Source organism: Stutzerimonas stutzeri, assembly GCF_009789555.1.
GTDB lineage: Bacteria > Pseudomonadota > Gammaproteobacteria > Pseudomonadales > Pseudomonadaceae > Stutzerimonas > Stutzerimonas stutzeri_R.
On sequence record NZ_CP046902.1, the window covers coordinates 340,090 to 360,118 of the forward strand.

Annotated in this window: 20 protein-coding genes; 10 read left to right on the forward strand and 10 right to left on the reverse strand. The window is 63.8% G+C overall.

Going from position 1 to position 20,029, the window contains the following annotated elements; all coding sequences use genetic code 11:
• Positions 1–15 precede the first annotated feature (15 nt).
• From GQA94_RS01550 to GQA94_RS01565, 4 genes are read left to right on the forward strand one after another with little or no spacing between them, the layout of a single operon-like run.
• Positions 16–438 (forward strand): DUF4426 domain-containing protein, encoded by a 423-nt coding sequence (locus tag GQA94_RS01550; RefSeq protein ID WP_158186410.1) that lies wholly within the window; start codon positions 16–18, stop codon positions 436–438.
• Positions 435–1,031 carry an RdgB/HAM1 family non-canonical purine NTP pyrophosphatase gene (gene rdgB / locus GQA94_RS01555; protein ID WP_158186411.1) on the forward strand — a complete coding sequence of 199 codons (597 nt, stop codon included), beginning with the start codon at positions 435–437 and terminating at the stop codon, positions 1,029–1,031. Before GQA94_RS01550 ends, rdgB begins: the two co-directional genes overlap by 4 nt.
• Positions 1,028–2,242, forward strand: a complete 1,215-nt coding sequence (gene hemW, locus GQA94_RS01560; protein ID WP_158186412.1) for a radical SAM family heme chaperone HemW — start codon at positions 1,028–1,030, stop codon at positions 2,240–2,242. The genes rdgB and hemW overlap by 4 nt, the downstream gene beginning before the upstream one ends.
• Positions 2,243–2,251: 9 nt before the next feature.
• Positions 2,252–2,575 carry a DUF3392 domain-containing protein gene (locus tag GQA94_RS01565; RefSeq protein ID WP_046161601.1) on the forward strand — a complete coding sequence of 108 codons (324 nt, stop codon included), beginning with the start codon at positions 2,252–2,254 and terminating at the stop codon, positions 2,573–2,575.
• A gap of 110 nt (positions 2,576–2,685) precedes the next feature.
• On the opposite strand, the gene GQA94_RS01570 is transcribed toward GQA94_RS01565, so the two are convergent.
• From GQA94_RS01570 to GQA94_RS01590, 5 genes are all read right to left on the reverse strand, one after another.
• On the reverse strand, positions 2,686–4,023 hold the full coding sequence (locus GQA94_RS01570; RefSeq protein WP_158186413.1) for a DUF1329 domain-containing protein: 1,338 nt from the start codon (positions 4,021–4,023) through the stop codon (positions 2,686–2,688).
• A 170-nt stretch (positions 4,024–4,193) separates the two neighbouring features.
• Complete coding sequence (gene trmB / locus GQA94_RS01575; RefSeq protein ID WP_158186414.1) at positions 4,194–4,904, reverse strand: tRNA (guanosine(46)-N7)-methyltransferase TrmB; 711 nt, start codon at positions 4,902–4,904, stop codon at positions 4,194–4,196.
• 71 nt (positions 4,905–4,975) lie between these two features.
• Positions 4,976–5,770 (reverse strand): thiazole synthase, encoded by a 795-nt coding sequence (locus tag GQA94_RS01580; RefSeq protein WP_158186415.1) that lies wholly within the window; start codon positions 5,768–5,770, stop codon positions 4,976–4,978.
• Between the two features lie 86 nt (positions 5,771–5,856).
• Entirely contained in the window at positions 5,857–6,057 is a 201-nt protein-coding gene (gene thiS / locus GQA94_RS01585; protein WP_158186416.1) for a sulfur carrier protein ThiS, read from the reverse strand.
• Between the two features lie 107 nt (positions 6,058–6,164).
• Positions 6,165–6,539: a DUF423 domain-containing protein gene (locus GQA94_RS01590; RefSeq protein ID WP_158186417.1), complete on the reverse strand. Its 375-nt coding sequence runs from the start codon at positions 6,537–6,539 to the stop codon at positions 6,165–6,167.
• A 68-nt stretch (positions 6,540–6,607) separates the two neighbouring features.
• Here GQA94_RS01590 and mtgA point away from each other — a divergent pair, with 68 nt between their 5' ends.
• Together mtgA and GQA94_RS01600 are read left to right on the forward strand one after the other, a co-directional pair.
• The gene (gene mtgA / locus GQA94_RS01595) at positions 6,608–7,318 is read left to right on the forward strand and encodes a monofunctional biosynthetic peptidoglycan transglycosylase (protein WP_158186418.1); all 711 of its coding nucleotides are present in this window, start codon (positions 6,608–6,610) and stop codon (positions 7,316–7,318) included.
• A gap of 225 nt (positions 7,319–7,543) precedes the next feature.
• Positions 7,544–10,102 carry a hybrid sensor histidine kinase/response regulator gene (locus GQA94_RS01600; RefSeq protein ID WP_158186419.1) on the forward strand — a complete coding sequence of 853 codons (2,559 nt, stop codon included), beginning with the start codon at positions 7,544–7,546 and terminating at the stop codon, positions 10,100–10,102.
• Positions 10,103–10,183: 81 nt separating this feature from the next.
• Here the strand turns inward: GQA94_RS01600 and rpoH are convergent, their stop codons facing one another.
• From rpoH to ftsY, 4 genes are all read right to left on the reverse strand, one after another.
• A complete protein-coding gene (gene rpoH, locus GQA94_RS01605; RefSeq protein ID WP_158186420.1) occupies positions 10,184–11,038 on the reverse strand; it encodes an RNA polymerase sigma factor RpoH in 855 nt (284 codons plus the stop codon).
• A 111-nt stretch (positions 11,039–11,149) separates the two neighbouring features.
• Positions 11,150–12,160 (reverse strand): permease-like cell division protein FtsX, encoded by a 1,011-nt coding sequence (ftsX, locus tag GQA94_RS01610; RefSeq protein ID WP_158186421.1) that lies wholly within the window; start codon positions 12,158–12,160, stop codon positions 11,150–11,152.
• On the reverse strand, positions 12,157–12,828 hold the full coding sequence (gene ftsE / locus GQA94_RS01615; RefSeq protein ID WP_025243434.1) for a cell division ATP-binding protein FtsE: 672 nt from the start codon (positions 12,826–12,828) through the stop codon (positions 12,157–12,159). Before ftsE ends, ftsX begins: the two co-directional genes overlap by 4 nt.
• Positions 12,825–14,159: a signal recognition particle-docking protein FtsY gene (gene ftsY, locus GQA94_RS01620; RefSeq protein ID WP_158186422.1), complete on the reverse strand. Its 1,335-nt coding sequence runs from the start codon at positions 14,157–14,159 to the stop codon at positions 12,825–12,827. The genes ftsE and ftsY overlap by 4 nt, the downstream gene beginning before the upstream one ends.
• A 236-nt stretch (positions 14,160–14,395) precedes the next feature.
• Between ftsY and GQA94_RS01625 the strand changes: the two genes are divergently transcribed.
• The 4 genes from GQA94_RS01625 (at position 14,396) to GQA94_RS01640 (ending at position 19,002) form a co-directional block, all read left to right on the forward strand.
• A complete protein-coding gene (locus tag GQA94_RS01625) occupies positions 14,396–15,748 on the forward strand; it encodes a M16 family metallopeptidase (protein WP_158186423.1) in 1,353 nt (450 codons plus the stop codon).
• Complete coding sequence (locus GQA94_RS01630; protein ID WP_158186424.1) at positions 15,741–17,282, forward strand: M16 family metallopeptidase; 1,542 nt, start codon at positions 15,741–15,743, stop codon at positions 17,280–17,282. Before GQA94_RS01625 ends, GQA94_RS01630 begins: the two co-directional genes overlap by 8 nt.
• On the forward strand, positions 17,282–17,881 hold the full coding sequence (gene rsmD / locus GQA94_RS01635; protein ID WP_158186425.1) for a 16S rRNA (guanine(966)-N(2))-methyltransferase RsmD: 600 nt from the start codon (positions 17,282–17,284) through the stop codon (positions 17,879–17,881). Before GQA94_RS01630 ends, rsmD begins: the two co-directional genes overlap by 1 nt.
• A 101-nt stretch (positions 17,882–17,982) precedes the next feature.
• Positions 17,983–19,002, forward strand: coding sequence for a hydrolase (locus GQA94_RS01640; protein ID WP_158186426.1), 1,020 nt, complete (start codon positions 17,983–17,985; stop codon positions 19,000–19,002).
• A gap of 5 nt (positions 19,003–19,007) precedes the next feature.
• On the opposite strand, the gene GQA94_RS01645 is transcribed toward GQA94_RS01640, so the two are convergent.
• A complete protein-coding gene (locus tag GQA94_RS01645; protein WP_158186427.1) occupies positions 19,008–20,021 on the reverse strand; it encodes an HlyD family secretion protein in 1,014 nt (337 codons plus the stop codon).
• Positions 20,022–20,029 lie beyond the last annotated feature (8 nt).

Sequence of the window (20,029 nt, forward strand, 5' to 3'; positions counted from 1 at the left end):
AAGGGAGGACCATCCATGAAACGCAGCCTCATCTGCCTGCTCGCTCTGCTGTTTACCCTGCCGGCGCTCGCCGAGCGCAAGCACAGCGTGGGTGAACACGACGTTCACTACATCGCTTTCAATTCCAGCTTCCTGCAACCGGACATCGCGGCAGCGGCCGGCCTGGTTCGCAGCAAGGCTCAGGGCGTGGTAAACGTCTCGGTGATCAAGAACGGCAAGCCGATGGCCGCACAGGTCAGCGGTGCGGTCAGGAATCTGCTCGGCCAGGATTACCCACTGACCTTCCGGCAGCTCAAGGAAGGCGACGAGGCGATCTACTACCTTGCACAGTTTCCCTTCGAATCGCGCGAGACGCTGCGCTTCAACCTGAACGTACAGCCGACCGGCGCTGCGCCGATCAATTTCGACTTCACTCAAGAATTCTTTCCGGACGAATGATGCTCTTCAACGAACTGGTGCTGGCCAGCCATAACGCCGGCAAGCTCAAGGAACTGCAGGCCATGCTGGGCGACGCCGTACGCGTACGCTCGGTAGGTGAATTCAGCGACGTGGAGCCGGAGGAAACCGGGCTGTCCTTCGTCGAAAACGCCATCCTCAAGGCGCGCAATGCCGCCAGCGTTTCCGGGCTGCCGGCACTTGCCGACGACTCGGGGCTGGCGGTGGACCACCTCGGTGGCGCGCCGGGTATTTATTCGGCACGGTACGCCGATGGTCAGGGCGATGCCGCGAACAATGCCAAGCTGCTCGCCGCTCTCAAGGACGTGCCGGACGCGGCGCGCGGCGCGCAGTTCGTTTGTGCGCTGGCGCTGGTCCGACATGCCGACGATCCCTTGCCGATCATCTGCGAAGGTTTATGGCATGGACGCATCCTGCATGCGCCCCGGGGGGAGCACGGATTCGGCTATGACCCGCTGTTCTGGGCTCCGGAGCGCAACTGTTCCAGCGCCGAGATGAGCCCTGCGGACAAGAACCAGCTCAGCCATCGCGCCCGTGCCATGGCCCTGCTCAAGCAGCGCCTGGGTATCGCATGAACGGAGCCGGAAACCGGACGCCGAACGCAGCAAGCGACAAGCGCAGCGATCGCTCCGCGCGCCAGGCGCCGGGCTTCGAACTGCCGCCGCTGGCGGCCTACGTGCATATCCCCTGGTGCGTGCGCAAGTGCCCCTACTGTGATTTCAACTCGCATGCCGCCGGGCCGACGCTGCCCGAGGATGCCTACGTCGCGGCACTGCTCGCCGACCTGGAATGCGATCTGGACCAGGTTCAGGGCCGCAGCCTCACGTCGATATTCTTTGGCGGTGGCACCCCGAGCCTGTTTTCCGCCGTCGCGCTGGGCCGGATTCTCGACGGCCTGCAACAACGCGTCAGCTTCGCCAGCGACATCGAAATCACCCTTGAGGCCAATCCAGGCACGTTCGAGCAGGCGAAATTCCGCGACTATCGCAGCCTCGGCATCAATCGCCTGTCGATTGGCGTGCAGAGTTTCCAGGCGGACAAACTGAGCGCGCTGGGACGCATCCACGATGGTGACGAAGCCGTGCGGGCCGCCGACATGGCGCGCGCCGCCGGCTTCGACAATTTCAACCTGGACCTGATGCATGGCCTGCCCGGCCAGAGTCTGGACGATGCGCTGAGCGACCTGCGCACCGCCATCGCCCAGCAACCGACGCACCTGTCGTGGTACCAGCTCACCGTCGAGCCGAACACGGAATTCTGGAGCAAACCGCCTTCACTGCCCGAAGACGAGACGCTGTGGGACATTCAGGAAGCCGGCCAGGCGCTGCTCGCCGAGCACGGCTACGGCCAATATGAAACCTCCGCCTATGCGCGGCCAGGGCGCCAGGCGCGACACAACCTCAACTATTGGACCTTTGGCGACTTCCTCGGGCTCGGTGCCGGTGCGCATGGCAAGACGAGCAGCGCCGGTGGCGCGATCCAACGGCACTGGAAGACACGCTTGCCCAAGGACTATCTCGACCCGGCGAAGCGCTTTCGTGCCGGTGACAAGCGACTCGAAGCGGACGAGCTACCCTTCGAATTCCTGATGAATGTGTTGCGCCTCAGCGACGGCGTTCCTGTCACGTTGTTCACTCAACGCACCGGTTTACCGCTGGATTCGCTGACCGGAGCGCGGCGCGAAGCCGAGGCCCGCGGCCTGCTGGCGAGCGATCCGCAACGACTGGTCGCCACGCCAAAGGGACAGCTGTTTCTGAACGACCTGCTGCAACTCTTCCTGCCCTAAGGACCCTGCATGGATCTCGTACTCGACCTTATCGCCACACTGTCGCGCTGGAGCCGCCACCACCTGTTCGACATCTCCCTGGCGATCATGGCCACGCTTTTCGTACTCTTCGGACCGGCGCTCAATGCCTGGGTGCAGAAGAACATCGGCGGCTTGAACTTCGTCTTGCGCACCCTCGCGTTCGTGGTCTTCTGTGCGCTCGTCTACGGCCTCGGGATCATCTATCTCAGCCCATGGCTGGCCAAGGGACTGGCGCAATTCAACAACTACACCCTGGCTCCGGTTCTGCTGTTGGTGCTGTTCATCATCGGCGTGGTGGCCGACCGAAACTGAACGATACCAGCGGCCCGACCGAACGCACGCCATAGCCAACCGCCGCACGCGGCTAACCGTACTACGACGAAAAAGCCGCCCGCGCGGGCGGCGGTGTGACGGCCGGACGCTTAGTTGGCCCCGCGGCGCAACGCTGCCGGCGAGAAGTCCCGCGGCCCCATCTGAACATTGAAGTCGTACATCGGCTCGTTGTTGTCCAGGCCATCGACGAAGTAATTGCCGTCTTCGAGGTGATACAGCGTCTCCAGCGTGCTGCCGAACATGGGCACCTCGTAATAGCTGATCGGATGACTTTCCTGTAGACCGATCAGCTCGGCATCTTCGTCGAACAGGTCGACCGCAAGGATTTGCCAGCTGTCTTCATCAATGTAGAAGCGGCGCATGGCATACGGGTGGCTGAACCCTTTGCGCAGCGCTGCCTCGACGATCCACACGCGATGCTGCTCGTAACGAAGCAAGTCCGGATTCAAGGTGCGCGCGCCGACGATCGACTCGTAAGCGATGCCCTGCTGATGCACCGCATAGCTGTTGTACGGCACCAGCATTTCTCGCTTGCCGACCAGCTTCCACTCGTAACGATCCGGGGCGCCATTGAATGAGTCGACCACATCGGCCGTCGCCAGGCCGCTGGTGTCCGGCTGCAATGAGTCATAGGCCAGCGATGGCAAGCGACGTACACGGCGGTCGCTCGGGCTGTAGCGCCACGCCTTGCGGATCGCCACCACCTGGTCCATCGGATCCTGGACGACGAGGGCAACCCCGGCCAGCTTCGCGGGCGCGGTGATCCGGTACTTGTAGTACAGCAAGGTGTTGTTCAGTTGCGCCTTGTCCATGCCTTCGCGGTTGTAGACATAGTAGATATGACGATCCCGTTTGATCAGATTGGCCCTGCCATTGATCACCACGGCCTGGTTGTTGACCATGTGGGTCTGCTCGCCCTTGTAATGCAGGATGTGGTTCCAGATCACTTCCATGCCATCCTGGGGCAACGGGAACGGAATGCCTGCAACAGCCCCCTTGATGCCATTGCCGTTCGCGATCAGCTCGGCTGCGACGGCGTTGGCACGGGTCTGGTCATAGATGCGCTGCGGGGCTGCGGCGCTGCGGCGTGACGGCATGACCCGCAGATAGAAATCCGGATACCGCTCGACCAGTGCGCGCAGCCCTTCGGGGAGAAGTGCGGCATATTGACCGGCGTTGCTGCTATCGACCCGGTAAAGCTCCTGATCAGCGGCGTACGGGTCCGGGTGATGCATCCCCACCGAATAGCCGGCAGGCGCCTTCACACCCCCGGTCCAGGCGGGGATAGTGCCGCTGGCGTTGCCTGATCGCTCCGCACCCAGCGGCGTCAGGTCCTGCCCCAGGCGAGCGGCCTGATCGTCATCCACCCTGGCCTGCGCCTGGCTGGCCAGAACCGCCAGCAGCACCATTGCTAATTTCCCGTACATCTCTTTTTGCTCCTTGCAGCGCAACAGGCGCGGCAGATGACGCCTGTGTCGGCAGACAAGGCTCGTGTTGGTACGTCTGGGCGCTCGCCATCCTGGCGTCCGCGCTCGTCGGACATTCCCTCGGCCGCTTGATACGGCTCTCGTGGGCGCCGAAAGCGCCCCATGCCCGGTCAGCCGATGCGTTCGAACTTGAGGTCCCAGACGCCGTGGCCGAGGCGTTCCCCGCGGCGCTCGAACTTGGTCGTCGGGCGCTCTTCGGGTCGTTCGACGTACTGCCCGCTCGTCGCCAGGTTGCGATAGCCGGGTGCGGCGCTCATGACGTCGGCCATGTGTTCCGCATAGGCCTCCCAGTCGGTTGCCATATGCAGCACACCACCAGGCTTGAGCTTTTGCCGCACCAGTTCGGCGAACGCTGGCTGGACGATACGCCGCTTGTGGTGACGGCTCTTGTGCCAGGGGTCGGGGAAAAACAGCAAGACCCGGTCCAGACTCGCGTCCGGGACGCATTCACGCAGCACCTCAAGGGCGTCGCAACTGTAAACGCGCACGTTCGCCAGATTCTGTGACAACAGTCCGCTTAGCAGCGCGCCCACGCCCGGCGAATGCACTTCCACGCCAATGAAATCCTGATCGGGTGCCGCAGCCGCCATCTCCAGTGTCGAGTGGCCCATGCCAAAGCCAATTTCGAACGTCCGCGGCGCCTGGCGGCCGAACACCTGGTCGAAATCGCGCAAACCGTCGGCCAGTTCCAGGCCGTACCGCGGCCAGCCCTGATCCAGGCCGCGCTGCTGGCCCTCGGTCATGCGGCCGGCACGCATCACGAAGCTTTTGATGGTGCGCATGCGCCGTTGGCCGTCGGCCGGTGTGGGAGTGTCACTCATGAACGAACCTGCAGATAACGAGCACAGGCCGCGTGATCGAGCAATCGCGCGGCCTGAGACGAAAAGGAAAATTAGCGGATCAGGCCTTCCAGAGGCGAAGAGGCGCTGGCGTAGAGTTTCTTCGGCATGCGCCCGGCCAGGTAGGCCAGACGCCCCGCTTCGATCGCGTATTTCATGGCTTCGGCCATCATCACCGGCTGCTGCGCATGGGCGATGGCGCTGTTCATCAGAACGGCCTCGCAGCCCAGCTCCATCGCGATGGTGGCGTCGGACGCCGTGCCCACGCCCGCGTCGACGAGCACCGGCACCTTGGCTTCTTCCAGAATGATGCGCAGATTGTAGGGGTTGCAGATGCCGAGGCCGGTGCCGATCAGACCGGCCAGAGGCATGACCGCGATGCAGCCCATCTCGGCCAGTTGACGGGCGATGATCGGATCGTCGCTGGTATAGACCATGACGTCGAAGCCGTCCTTGATCAGTACCTCGGCGGCCTTGAGGGTTTCGATGACATTGGGAAACAGCGTCTTCTGGTCGGCCAGTACTTCAAGCTTGACCAGGTTGTGGCCGTCCAGCAGCTCGCGGGCCAGGCGGCAGGTACGGACCGCCTCGATGGCGTCGTAACAGCCAGCGGTGTTCGGCAGGATCGTGTAGCGATCCGGCGAAATGACGTCGAGCAGGTTGGGCTCATCCGGGTTCTGGCCGATGTTGGTACGGCGTACCGCGACGGTGACGATCTGCGCACCGGACGCCTCGATGGCCGCGCGGGTTTCCTCTAGGTCCTTGTATTTGCCAGTGCCCACCAGCAGACGCGACTGATAGGTGCGACCGGCAAGCGTGAAGGGTTTGTCGTGCGGAACTGGGCTCATGCGACCCTCCTGTTCAGACGTAATGAAGCGAGAAGAACGCCGCTGCGATGAAGCGACGTCCGGGATGCGCGACGCAGCGAAGCGCGTCAGCCGCCACCGATGGCATGCACGACCTCGACCTGATCTCCATCGGCCAGGAAGGTCGCGGCATGCTGGCTGCGCGGCACTATGTCGCGATTGAGTTCGACGGCCAGCCGGCGCCCCGTCAGTTCCAGACGCTGCAGCAGATCGGCCACCGACTGACCGTCCGGGAGCTCGTAGCGCTCGCCGTTCAACTGGATGTGCATCGTCATCGCCACCATTGCCAAGGGGCCAGCATTCTAGCCCGATCGCATCGGGGCACCAAGGCGCAGGGCGCTGCCATTCATCCCCCTTCGGCTCACGCCAGCGGCCATCAGGGGCGAAGCGTCCAGGCAGCGGCCATCAGGCAGATCCAACCGGCCAGAAATGCAGTACCGCCGACAGGCGTGACGATCCCCAGCTTGCCGATTCCCGTCAGGGTCAACAGGTAAAGACTCCCGGAAAACAACAGCACACCAACCGCGAACAGACTCCCCGCTGCTACCAGCAGGCGGCTTGGAGCGTGTAATGCGAGCAAGGCGACACCGAACAGCGCCAGCGCGTGGATCAGCTGATAGTGCACGCCCGTCTGGAAGACCGCGAGATAGTCGGCACCGAGGCGGCTTTTCAAGCCGTGTGCGGCGAAAGCGCCCAGCGCAACGCCGGTCAGCCCGAAGAATGCGGCAAGCATGAGAAAGGGACGAATCATCCAGGTGCTTCCGGTCAAGTGGCATGAGCCCGTTATAATGCCTGTTCCCACTGGTCGCGACCACGCCCATGCTCCGAACCCTGCTGCGCCGCCTCACCAAACTGCTGCTATGGCTGACCGCGTTATCGGTGCTGCTGGTTCTGGTGTTGCGCTGGATTCCACCGCCTTTCACCGGGCTCATGGTCGAGCGAAAGATCGAGTCCTGGACCGGCGGCGAGGGCATCGACCTGCAGCGCACCTGGCGCCCATGGAAAGAACTGCCTGATGACCTGAAAATGGCGGTTATCGCCGCGGAAGATCAGAAATTCGCCGATCACTGGGGCTTCGATATTGCGGCCATCCGCGCGGCATTCGCCCATAACGAACGGGGCGGGTCGCTGCGCGGCGCCAGTACGCTCAGCCAGCAAGTGGCGAAAAACCTGTTTCTCTGGTCCGGGCGCAGCTGGGTGCGAAAAGGGCTCGAGGTCTGGTTCACCGGCTGGATCGAACTGTTGTGGCCGAAACAGCGAATCCTCGAGGTCTATCTCAACAGCGTCGAATGGGGCAGCGGCATTTTTGGTGCCGAGGCAGCGGCACGTCATCATTTTGGCATTTCTGCGCCTTATCTTTCAGCATCGCAGGCCAGCCAGTTGGCGGCTGTGCTGCCCAATCCGCGCGAATGGAATGCCGGCCGGCCCGGCCCGCACGTGCGCCAGCGCGCCAACTGGATTCGTCAGCAGGTACGGCAGCTGGGGGGCAGTCACTACTTGAACAGGCTGGGCGCGTCCGAAGCACGTTGACGGGCCACGAGCGTAACGCGCCAGCGCCGGCTCAACGAGACCGGCCGGCGCTCGCAGAGTGGTCGGCGCGCCCTGACGGAGCGTTATGGCAGTGCGCCATCGCAACGAGTAAGCTGCAACCAACATGTTGCGAGACGCGGGCCAGGCCCCGCTCTCAGGAAGGCCCATGGACAGACGCGCAGTCATCACCTCGCCATTGGCCACGGAACGCACGGCAGCGATAGCATGAGCGAAACCGCAACCAGCGCACCCTTGAACAAGGTGCGGCAATTCTTCCACTGGCGTAACAGCATTGCCTGGCTCGTCCTGGCGTTCACGCTGCTGATACAGCTGCTCATCCTTCAGCTTCTGCAGTCGAAAGAACAACGCGCCGCACGGCAACAGTTCGATTTTCTGGTGGAAATCACCACCGAAGCCATTGGCAAGCGAATGATCGACCATGAGCAGATCCTGCTCGGCGCCGCTGGACTGTTCGATGTCAGCGGCCAGGTCTCGCGCGCGCAGTGGCGTGCCTACAACGACCGCCTGCAACTGGCCGAGCGCTACCCGGGCATACAAGGGGTGGGGTTCGCCAAAGCGGTCCGACCCGAGGCACGCGAGGCGCATATCCTGAGCGTCCGCGCCGAAGGGTTTGCCCACTACCAGGTGCACCCGCTCGAGGAAGGCGCCTCGCTGCACACTCCGGTGGTCTATCTGGAGCCGTTCCGCGACCGCAACCTCGCGGCGTTCGGCTATGACATGTTCGCCGAACCGGTACGCCGCCAGGCCATGCTCCAGGCAGCCGAATCCGGACAGACACATATCACCGGCAAGGTCAGGTTGCGCCAGGAAACACACGGAGCGACGCAGGCCGGCATACTCATGTACGTGCCGCTGTATCGGCCCGGCAAGCCGATTCGCTCACCGCGCCAGCGCCTGCAGGCGCTCGAGGGTTTCGTCTACAGCCCTTACCGGATGGACGACCTGATGCGCGGCATCCTTGGCGCAGCCGATCCGAACCTCAGCCTGCGTATCTATGCCGGCGACGAAGAGCAGCCCGAGCGCCTGATTTTCGCCAGCCGCGACCAGCCCCGAGCCGATCCGGCCCAGTACAGTCAGGTCGCGCGACTCGATCTCTATGGGCAGACATGGACCCTGCGACTGGAAAGCCTGCCGGAGTTCGAATATCTGTTTCATGCCCATAACGCGCTGGTGATCGGCCTTGGCATCGGCCTGAGCGTGCTGCTGTTCTTCCTGACGTTCTCGCTCTCGCTCAGACGCAGCCGTGCCGAGGCGCTGGCCCAGCAGATGACCGAGCATATCCGCGAGAACAAGCGCGCCCTCCAGCTCAGCGAAGAGCGCCTCAGCCTGGCCCTGAAAGGCAGCAACGACGGGCTCTGGGACCTGAATCTGGATGCAGGCACCTTCTATGCGTCGCCGCGCGCCTGGCACATGCTCGGCTATCGTCCCGGCGAAATGCACTCGGACCTGAGACTATGGGAAAGGATCATGGCGCCGGAGGACCTGCCCCAGGCCAGGAAACAGCTGGCGCAGACCATGCTCTCGACCGTCGATCATTTCACCACCGAGCTGCGCTTCCAGCACAAGAACGGCAGGCTGATCCCGGTCCTGATCCGGGGCTACATCCAGCGCGACCGAGAGGGGCGACCGCTGCGTATCAGCGGCACCAGCATGGACCTGACCGAACACAAGCGCATCGAGCAGATGAAGGACCAGTTCGTCTCCACGGTCAGCCACGAGTTGCGCACCCCGCTCACCTCCATCAGCGGCGCGCTGGGCCTGGTGACCGGGGGCGCGATGGGCGAGGTGCCATCGGCCATGCAGCAGATGCTGGAAATCGCCTACCGCAACAGCCTGCGCCTGGGCTACCTGATCAACGATTTGCTGGACATGGAAAAAATCGCGGCCGGCAAGATGACCTTCGACATGCGCGAGCACTCGCTCGGTCGGCTGCTGGACGAGGCACTGGCCAGCAACCAGGCCTTCGCCGCGCATTTCGGCGTCAACTGCACGCTGCAAAATCCAGCGCAGGTCAATGTGTGGGTCGATGGCTTGCGGCTGCAACAGGTGCTGACCAACTTCCTGTCGAACGCCATCAAGTACACCCCCGAAGGCGGTGAAGTGACGCTGCATTGCACCCTGCCCGATGCCCACCATGTCCGCATCAACGTTACCGACCAGGGGACGGGCATCCCGGCTAGCTTCCAGAAGCGGGTGTTCGAGAAGTTCGCCCAGGCGGACGCCTCCGACAGTCGCCAGAAAGGCGGCACCGGGCTGGGGCTCGCCATCACCAAGGAATTCGTCGAGCGGATGGGCGGCCGCGTCGGCTTCGATACGCAGGAAGATCGGGGTACGACCTTCTGGTGTGAACTGCCGATCCTCGAATCGAGCACTTCGACCGCGGATCAAGGCCAACCGCGTCTGCTGGTGATTGAAGACGAGCCGGATACCGGCCGCTTGCTGCATTTGATGCTGCGCGACGCCGGCTATGCAGTCGATCGTGCACAGAGTCTGCATGCGGCGCGGGCGAAGCTCGCCAGCACCCGTTACGAGGCGATGACGCTCGACCTGCACCTGCCCGACGGCAGCGGACGCGAACTGATCGATGAAGTCCGCAGCAATCCCGACACGCAGGATCTACCCATCATCGTGATCTCAGCGGCCAGCCAGTTCGAGCAGAGCGAGGGCAATACGGACGTGACCTGGCTGCATAAACCCATCAGCGCGGCACAACTGTTGATCGCGCTGACCGAGGCGCTTGAAAGCTCCAGGCCCCTACCCTGATGACGAGGGCCCTGGTTCGACGGCCATAAAAAAAAGGCGCTGCAATGCAGCGCCTTGGCGGTGATGATGCGCGACAGCCGGTCAGGCCTGGATCGACCCCTTGAGCTTGTTCATCGCATTCTTTTCAAGCTGGCGGATCCGCTCTGCGGAAACCCCGTATTTCGCGGCGAGGTCATGCAGGGTCGCCTTGTTGTCGCTCAGCCAGCGCTGCTGAAGAATATCCCGGCTGCGTTCGTCCAGCGTGTCCAGCGCCTCGTGCAGGCTGGAGTTGGAGCTATCGTTCCAGTCCGCATCCTCGAGTTGCCGCGCCGGATCGTAGCGGTGATCCTCGAGATAGTGCGCGGGCGACTGGTAGGCACTGTCGTCGTCGGCGTCGGCCGACGGATCGAAGGCCATGTCATGTCCGGTCAGACGGCTTTCCATCTCGCGCACTTCGCGGGCTTCAACGCCAAGACTGTCTGCAACCCGCTCGACTTCGTCGTTGTTCAGCCAGGCCAGGCGCTTCTTCTGGCTGCGCAGATTGAAGAACAGCTTGCGCTGCGCCTTGGTCGTGGCGACCTTGACGATGCGCCAGTTGCGCAGGATGAATTCGTGAATCTCGGCCTTGATCCAATGCACGGCAAAGGACACCAGGCGCACGCCCATCTCCGGGTTGAAGCGCTTGACGGCTTTCATCAGGCCGACGTTGCCTTCCTGGATCAGGTCCGACTGCGCCAGCCCATAACCCGAATAGCTACGGGCGATGTGCACGACGAATCGCAGGTGGGCAAGAACCATCTGACGTGCGGCCTCGAGATCCTGATGGTAGAACAGGCGCTCAGCCAGGTCGCGTTCCTGCTCGACCGTAAGCAGCGGAATGCTGTTGACCGTCTGCACGTAGGCCTCGAGATTGCCTCCCGGGACCAGGGCTTGAACAGGTTGCAGATGAGTAGTCATGCAGATCCTCCGATAATGAAGCTGCAGCAGTTTAGCACTGCTCGGTCAGACTGCAAGCCCACCGAAAAGTTCCCTTACAGCTATGGTAACTCTATACAAATCAATGAGTTATCACCTAGGTGCCAGCTCACTGAGGTGCCTTGCCACGGCCAGCCAGGCGCCGATATAGCCCAGCAGCAACGCGCCAAGCACCAGCGAAAGCCCATCCTCGACCGGCACCCCGGCGAGGCCGAAGTCGCTGCCATACAAGCCAGCCAGCCCCACGACCGCCTCGTTCAGCCAGCCCAATCCGTAGGCCAGCAGCAACCAGGCGATCAGCCCCGCACCCAGTCCGTACAAGGCACCCATATACAGAAACGGCCGGCGCACGTAGCCGTCTGTCCCGCCGACCAGTTTGACCACTTCGATTTCGGTACGACGGTTTTCGATGTGCAGGCGAATCGTGTTGCCGATCACCAGCAACAGCGTCGCGATCAGTAACAGACTGAGGCCGAAGACGAAACGATCGCCGAGCTTGAGGATGGCTGTCAGCCGCTCGACCCACAACAGATCAAGCTGCGCCTGCTCGACCCCTGGCAGCGCTGCCAGGCGCTGGCGTAGCGCTTCGAGGTTGTCCCGATCGACCTCGTTTGGCGTCACCAGAATCACACCGGGCAGCGGGTTATCCGGCAATTCGCGTAAGGCCTCGCCAAGCCCGGAGAGTTGCTGGAATTCCTCCAGCGCCTGTTCGCGGCTGATCCAGCTGACCTCCGAAACATCCGGCATCGCCTGAATCTGCTCGCGAAGCGTCTGCCCCTGCTGCGCGTCGACGTCCAAGCGCATGAACAGGGAGATCTGCGCCGCGCGCTGCCACGAACCGCCGAGCCGCTCGACGTTGTCCAGCAACAGCGCCAAGCCCATGGGCAAACTCAGCGCAACAGCCATGACCAGACAGGTGAAGAAGCTGCCGATCGGCTGTCTGATCAGCCTGCCGACGCTGTCGATGACGCTGGCCCGGTGGCTTTCCAGCCACGCGTGGAACAGCGTCTTGAAGTCCGGTTCGTCGCTTCTGGGTTGCTCGGGCCTGTTCCTGGCGCCGCCGGCGCGCTCGGCTGGATTCGGATTCTGCTCGGGTGCACTCATCGGGCGGCCTCCCCATCACCGATCAATCGGCCGCGCTGGAGCGTGAGCATGCGATGGCGCATGCGGGCAATCAGCGCCAGGTCGTGACTGGCGATCAGTACGGTGGTGCCAAGGCGATTGATGTCTTCGAAGACGCCCATGATTTCTGCCGCCAGCCGCGGATCGAGGTTGCCGGTCGGCTCATCGGCAAGCAGCAAGGCGGGACGGTGTACCACCGCGCGGGCGATACCGACGCGCTGCTGCTGGCCGGTCGAGAGATCGGATGGGTACTGCAGCGCCTTGTCCTTCAGGCTGACGCGCTCCAGCGCGGTCATCACCCGCTGACCGATCTCGCGTTTGTTCAAACCCAGTATCTGCAAGGGCAATGCGGCGTTGTCGAACACGGTGCGATCGAACAGCAACTGGTGGTTCTGGAACACCACGCCGATCTGCCGGCGAAGAAACGGAATCTGCGCATTGCTGATGCGCGACAGGTCCTGCCCGGCCAGCAGCAGCTTGCCGCTGGTGGGCCGCTCCATCGCCAGCAACAGCCGCAGCAAGGTGCTCTTGCCCGCGCCGGAGTGACCGGTCACGAAGAGAAATTCACCCCGTTGCACATGAAACGAAAGCTCGTGCAATCCGGTGTGGCCATTGGGATAGCGCTTGCCGACCTGCTCGAAACGAATCATGACGAGACACTACCCCCGCCCGTCCCCTTCTCGGCGAACAACGCATTGACGAATGCGTCCGCCTCGAAGGTGCGCAGATCGTCGATACCCTCCCCGACGCCGATGTAGCGAATCGGCGTACCGAACTGCTTGGCCAGCGCGAAGATCACCCCACCCTTGGCGGTACCGTCGAGCTTGGTCAGCGCGAGGCCGGTCAGTTCCACCGACTGGTTGAACTGGCGCGTCTGATTGATCGCGTTCTGGCCGGTTCCGGCATCGAGCACCAACAGGACTTCGTGAGGCGCGGTTTCATCCAGCTTGCCCATGACGCGGCGAACCTTCTTCAACTCCTCCATCAGGTTGTCCTTGGTGTGCAGCCGCCCGGCGGTGTCGGCGATCAGCACATCGATGCCCCGGGCCTTCGCGGCCTGCACCGCATCGAAAATCACCGAAGCGGAATCGGCTCCGGTGTGCTGCGCGATCACGGCGATGCTGTTGCGCTCGCCCCATACCTGCAATTGTTCGACCGCTGCAGCGCGGAAGGTATCACCGGCGGCCAGCATGACCTTTTTGCCTTCGAGCTGGAGCTTCTTGGCCAGCTTGCCGATGGTGGTGGTCTTGCCGACGCCATTGACGCCGACCACCAGAATCACGAACGGCTGCTTGCTTTCATCTATGCGCAACGGCTGCTCGACCGGTTTGAGCAGGCCGGCCAACTCTTCCTGCAGCGCCTTATACAGCGCGCCACTGTCGGCCAATTCCTTGCGTGACACCCGCCGCGCGAGATTCTGCATGATGGCGGTGGTGGCTTCGACGCCCACATCTGCCATCAACAGGCGGGTCTCGAGTTCGTCCAGCAAGTCGTCGTCGATCGCCTTCTTGCCCAGGAACAGGCTGGCCATCCCTTCGCCGATACTGGCGCTGGTCTTCGACAGGCCTTGCTTGAGGCGGGCGAAAAAGCCCGGCTTGGTCTCGGCGGGCGGCGCGGCAGGCTCGATGGCAATCTCGGCCAGGGCCGGGGTTTCCGGCACATCACCGGGCTGAACCAGTTCTGGCGCGGGTTCCGCCTCGGGCTCCGGCTCACGCTGTACAAGGCCGTCCGGCGTGATCTCCGGCGCGGCGGCGGGCGCGATCGGATCGATGTCAGACCCGGTGCGCGGCGGCTCATCGGTCGGATGCGCTTCGAGGGGCGCCGTGTCGGGCTCGTCAGCGAACGGCTGGCTGTCTTCCAGCGGCTCGGCGAGCGGCGGCTCGGCTGCCGGGGTCTGCGGTTTCTTGCGCAACCAGCCGAACAAGCCTTTCTTTTCGCCAGCCGCAGCCGGCGTCTTCTTATCGTCGTTGGAACCAAACATGGAGAAGATTTTCTCAAGAGGGCGAAACGCCAGCGGTCACGCCACCGGCCAGACGGGGGCTATCCTAGCACTGCGCAACCGCCTGCGCTAAGCACGGCCATCGAGCCGCCACAGGATGCGACACATATCCGCATCTCACCGCTTTGCCCTGACCCCGACGCGCCAGTACCATGCCTTGCGCGCTCCCGCCTGCCGTCGCCATCGCAGCGGGATTCATCCTTGAACGAGCCCTGAATATGCCTCCGATGCTACGCCACGCCGCAGCCCTGTTACTCGGCGCTCTGTACCTGCCGCTGGTCACCGCAGCCGACGGCCAGCCCACTCACGAATTCGTCCTGGACAACGGCCTCAAGGTGATCGTGCGCGAGGACCATCGCGCCCCGGTCGTGGTTTCCCAGCTCTGGTACAAAGTGGGCTCGAGCTACGAGTCGCCCGGCCAGACCGGCCTGTCCCACGCCCTCGAACATATGATGTTCAAGGGCAGCCGCAAGCTCGGGGCCGGAGAAGCGTCGCGTATCCTTCGCGAGCTGGGAGCCGAAGAGAACGCCTTCACCAGTGACGATTACACTGCCTACTATCAGGTACTGGCGCGGGATCGCCTCGCCGTTGCCTTCGAACTGGAGGCCGACCGCCTCGCCAGCCTGCAGTTGCCGGCGGAAGAGTTCGCTCGCGAAATCGAAGTGATCAAAGAAGAGCGCCGGCTGCGCACCGACGACAAGCCAAGCGCGCTGGCCTATGAACGCTTCAAGGCCATGGCTTACCCGGCCAGCGGCTATCACACCCCCACCATCGGCTGGATGGCCGATCTCAACCGCATGACCATCGATGAGCTGCGTCACTGGTACCAGGCCTGGTATGCGCCCAACAATGCCACCCTGGTAGTGGTCGGCGACGTCACTCGCGACGAAGTGCAGGCGCTGGCGGCACGTTATTTCGGTCCGATCGAGCGTCGCCCGCTGCCCAGTGCCAAGCGCCCCCTGGAACTGGCCGAGCCCGGCGAGCGTCGGCTCACACTTCACGTCAAGACGCAGGTGCCGAGCCTGATGATGGCCTTCAATATGCCCAGCCTGGCCACCGTTGAAGATGCCCGACAGATCCACGCCCTGCGTCTGATCAGCGCACTTCTCGACGGTGGCTACAGCGCGCGCCTGCCACAGCAACTCGAGCGCGGCGAGGAGCTGGTGACCAGCGCCTCGGCCTGGTACAACGCCTACGCCCGCGGGGATTCCCTGTTCATGCTCAGCGCCGCGCCCAATGTGCAGAAAGGCCGCAGCCTGCAAGAGGTCGAAGCCGGTCTCTGGCGGCAACTGGAACAGCTCAAACAGAACGCACCCTCCGAGGCCGAACTGGAGCGAGTGCGCGCCCAGGTCATTGCCGGGCTGGTCTACGAGCGCGACTCCATCACCCAGCAGGCCACCACCATCGGCCAGCTGGAAACAGTCGGCTTGTCCTGGCGCCTGATGGATGAAGAGCTCAGCGCGCTCGAAGCGGTGACGCCGGACGACATCCAGCAGGCGGCCCGCACCTTCTTTACCCGCTCACGCCTGAGCGTTGCCCACGTCCTGCCCGAGGAGTCCCGCGATGAGTGAGCGCAACCTGATGCATCGCAGCCTCATCGGCCTGTTGCTGGCGTCCTGCCTCGGCCTGGCCGCCTGTAGCGAAGACGCCGGCGAAACGGCCGCATCGATCCCGATCCCCACCGAGGAAACCGTCGCCACCCCCGCCGAATCCGGGCAGGCCATTGCCAACGCCAAGGCGACTGAGACGCCCCGCCTGGAGTCGCTGGCCGAACTCGGCGACCAGCCGCTCGCGCGCCGCGAGCTGGACATCCAGAGCTGGCAGACCCAAGGCGGCGCGCGAGTGCTGTTCGTCGAGGCCCACCAGTTGCCGATGTTCGACCTGCGCCTGACCTTTGCCGCCGGCAGCAGCCAGGATGGCGGCACGCCTGGGCTGGCCATGCTGACCAACGCGATGCTCAACGAAGGGATCGAGGGCAAGGACGTCACCGCCATCGCCGAAGGCTTCGAAGGCCTCGGGGCAGAATTCGGCAACGGCTCCTATCGCGACATGGCGGTGGCCAGCCTGCGCAGCCTGAGTGCACAAGACAAGCGCGAGCCAGCGCTGCAGTTGTTCAGCCAGGTGGTCGGCCGGCCAACCTTTCCGGAAGACTCGCTGCAACGGATCAAGAACCAGCTACTGGCCGGCTTCGAGTTCCAGAAGCAAAACCCCGGCAAGCTGGCCAGCCTCGAATTGTTCGAGCAGCTCTATCAGCACCATCCATACGCGCACCCCAGCGAGGGTACGCCCGAAACCATTCCACGAATCGACACGGCTCAGCTGCGTGCCTTTCATGGCAAAGCGTATGCCTCAGGCAACGCCGTGATCGCCCTGGTCGGAGACCTCGACCGAGCGCAAGCCGAGGCCATTGCCGAGCAGGTCTCGCAGGCCTTGCCGCAGGGCCCGGCACTGCCTGCCCCGGCAACGCCAGGCGACCCCACGGCGGGCCAGCATCACATCGATTTTCCGTCCAACCAGACCCACCTGATGCTGGCGCAACTCGGCATCCCGCGCGGTCACCCCGATTACGCCGCGCTGTATCTGGGCAACCAGATCCTTGGCGGGGGCGGTTTCGGTACACGCCTGATGGAAGAAGTACGAGAAAAGCGGGGACTCACGTACGGCATCTACTCCGGATTCAGCCCCATGCAGACCAACGGTCCGTTCATGATCAATCTGCAGACCCGTGCCGATCTTTCCGAAGCCACGCTGGAACTGGTGCAGCGACTGGTCGCCGAGTTCCTCGAACAGGGCCCCACCCAGGCCGAACTGGAACGCAGCAAGCGTGAAATCGCGGGCAGCTTTCCGCTGTCCACTGCCAGCAATGCGGACATCGTTGGCCAGTTGGGCAGCATCGGCTTCTACGGCCTGCCGCTGACCTACCTTGAAGACTTCATGCAACAGGTGCAGGCGCTGTCGGTCGAAGAGGTCAAGGCTGCGATGAACGAGCACCTCAGTCCAGACGGCTTCGTGATCGTCACGGCCGGCCCGCAAGTCGAGCAGAAGCCGCTTCCGGCGCCGAGCGAGAAGCCCCTCGAACAACCCAGCAGCGTTCCGGAGCATTGATGGCCAACCCACCCATCCGCCCTTCCGCCCATGGTGGCCAGGGCCAGCTGCGTATCATCGGCGGCGAATGGCGCAGCCGACGCTTCGGCTTTCCCGATGCCGACGGGCTACGACCGACGCCTGATCGAGTCCGCGAGACGCTGTTCAACTGGCTTGCCCCGTATCTGTCCGGTGCCCGCGTCCTCGACCCGTTTACCGGCAGCGGAGCGCTCTACCTCGAAGCGCTCTCACGTGGCGCCAGCATGGCGCTGGCGCTGGACCTCAATGCCAACGCCATCGCCAGCCTGCGCAAGCACCTCGATACACTGAACTGTGGCCAGGGCCAGTTGCTGCAAAGCGATGCGCTGCGGTATCTGGAAACCCAGACGCCTACGCCCTTCGATCTGGTGTTTCTCGATCCGCCCTTCAACAAGAACCTGCTGCAACCTGCCTGCGAGCTGCTGGAACACAAGGGCTGGCTGGCCCGGCATGCCTGGATCTATACCGAGAGCGAGGCCATGCCGTCGAGCCTCGGACTGCCGGGCAACTGGCGGCTGCATCGCGAGAAGAAGGCCGGCAACGTCCATTACGCATTGTGGGAGCGCAGCGGCGAAGCCTGAGCGTCCGTCAGCGACCTGTACAAAAATGCCGTTCGCATCGTGGCCCCGCGCCGCGAGGCAGAAGCAGAACCGCCGTACCGCAACCAGCACGGGGCCAACCAGTGTCCGTCACCTTTCCCGATTCCGCGTTGAGCCCCGAGCCAGGCGCGACGTTCAGCCCCGCCTGGTGGCTGCGCGGTGGTCATTTGCAGACACTCTGGAACCCCCTGTGCCGTCGCGCACCCTCACTGCCGCGCCGCCGCGAGCGGCTGTGGCTGGCCGACGGCGACTTCATCGATCTCGACTGGTACGGCCCTCACGATGCCAGGGTGCCATTGGTTCTGGCGCTGCACGGGCTTACCGGCTCATCGAACTCGCACTACGTGCGGGGCCTGCAACAGCAACTGGCTCAGCGAGACTGGGCCAGCGTGGCCGTCAACTGGCGCGGCTGCTCCGGCGAGCCCAACTTGCTGCCGCGTGCCTACCATTCAGGCGCCAGCGATGACCTGAACGAAGTGATCGCGCATGTGCAGACCGCGCGGCCACTGGCTCCGCTGTACGCGGTAGGCTATTCGCTCGGCGGTAACGTCCTGCTCAAATATCTCGGCGAGCACGGCACGCGGGCGCCACTGCAACGCGCCGTGGCGGTTTCGGTGCCTTTTCGCCTGGACCAGTGCGCCGACCGCATTGGCCTCGGCTTCTCGCGGATCTACCAGGCGCATTTCATGCGCGAAATGGTGGCCTACGTCCGGGACAAACAGCGCCTGTTCACACAGCAGGGCGCCAGTGAGCATCTTTCGACGCTGCAACGCCTCGGCTCGCTGGACGGCATGCGCACCTTCTGGGACTTCGACGGCCGCTTCACCGCACCGCTGCACGGCTACGACGACGCCACCGATTACTACCGCCGCGCCTCGAGCCGCTACTTCCTGCCCGACATCCGCACCCCGACCCTGCTGATCCAGGCGGAAGACGATCCCTTCGTGTTCCGTCACAGCGTGCCCGAGCCAAACGAACTCTCGCCGACCACCACGCTGGAACTGCACCGCCACGGCGGCCACGTCGGCTTCGTCGAGGGTTCGCCGCTCAAGCCGCGTTACTACCTGGAGCGGCGAATACCTCAGTGGCTGGCCTTGGACTGATCCACTCAGCCGCCAAAGGCGAACCAGGGGTCAGGGAAGCGCGCCGTAAGCCCGAGCCGATCGATACGCCACTGCGCCGGCAAACCGTCGTGGACCCGAGCGATCACGCGCAGACTCCGCGTTGGCGCGCTGAATGGCGGCCGAAGTTCGGCCGGGACCGGAGCGGCATCGTCGACGGCCTGTACCACCACCGCCTGTCGCTTGCTGCCATCCGGGAAAATCAACGTCAACGGCTTGCCCGGCATAGCGCTGGCGGCATGGCTGGGGTGCAGATACACCCACACCTGCGGTTCGGCATCGCGCTCCAGGCGCAGCAGTGGCGTGCCTGGCCCCACGTTCTCACCCGGAGCGGCCATGATTTCACCCACTTTGCCATCCGACTCGGCGCGCACCCCCAGCTCGTTCAGACGACTGTCCAGCCAGGCGAGTTCGAGTTCACGCTGACGCTCATCGGCTGACACCACGGGCTGGCTGCGCTGTTCGAGCTGGTACAGGTCGCGAAGTCGCGCATCACGCTGGTTGGTCGCCTCCATCAACTCGCCCCGCGTCGCCGCGCCAGCTTCGAGTAAGCCACGGACCCGCTGCACATGAGCCTCGGCGCGGTCGAGCGAGGTTCGCAACAGGGCGCGTTCACGTGCCAGCGCGACCTCGTCACGCACCGCCTGTGGGGCGCCGGCCTGTAACAGAAAGCGCCGCGCCCGCCATTCCGGATTATCCAGGCGCACCAGTAGCTCGCCAGCCGTCACGCGCTGTCCAGGCTCGACCAGCACCTGCTGAACCTGGCCCACATCCCGGCTGCGCAGCTCGACGCTCGACAAATGCACCTGTGCCGGCGCCTCGATCAGCCATAGCGCCAGCAGCCAGCGCCCTGCCAGCCATAGCAGGGGACTGGCCACGGCCAGAAGGATGAGATACCAGCGCAGCCGAAAGGCCAGTCGCTTGCCGGGTGCATAGAGGACCTGCAAACCCTGCTCGTGGGTCGGCTGGTGTTCCTTGGCGCTGGAGAATCTGATCTTCATGCGGTTTG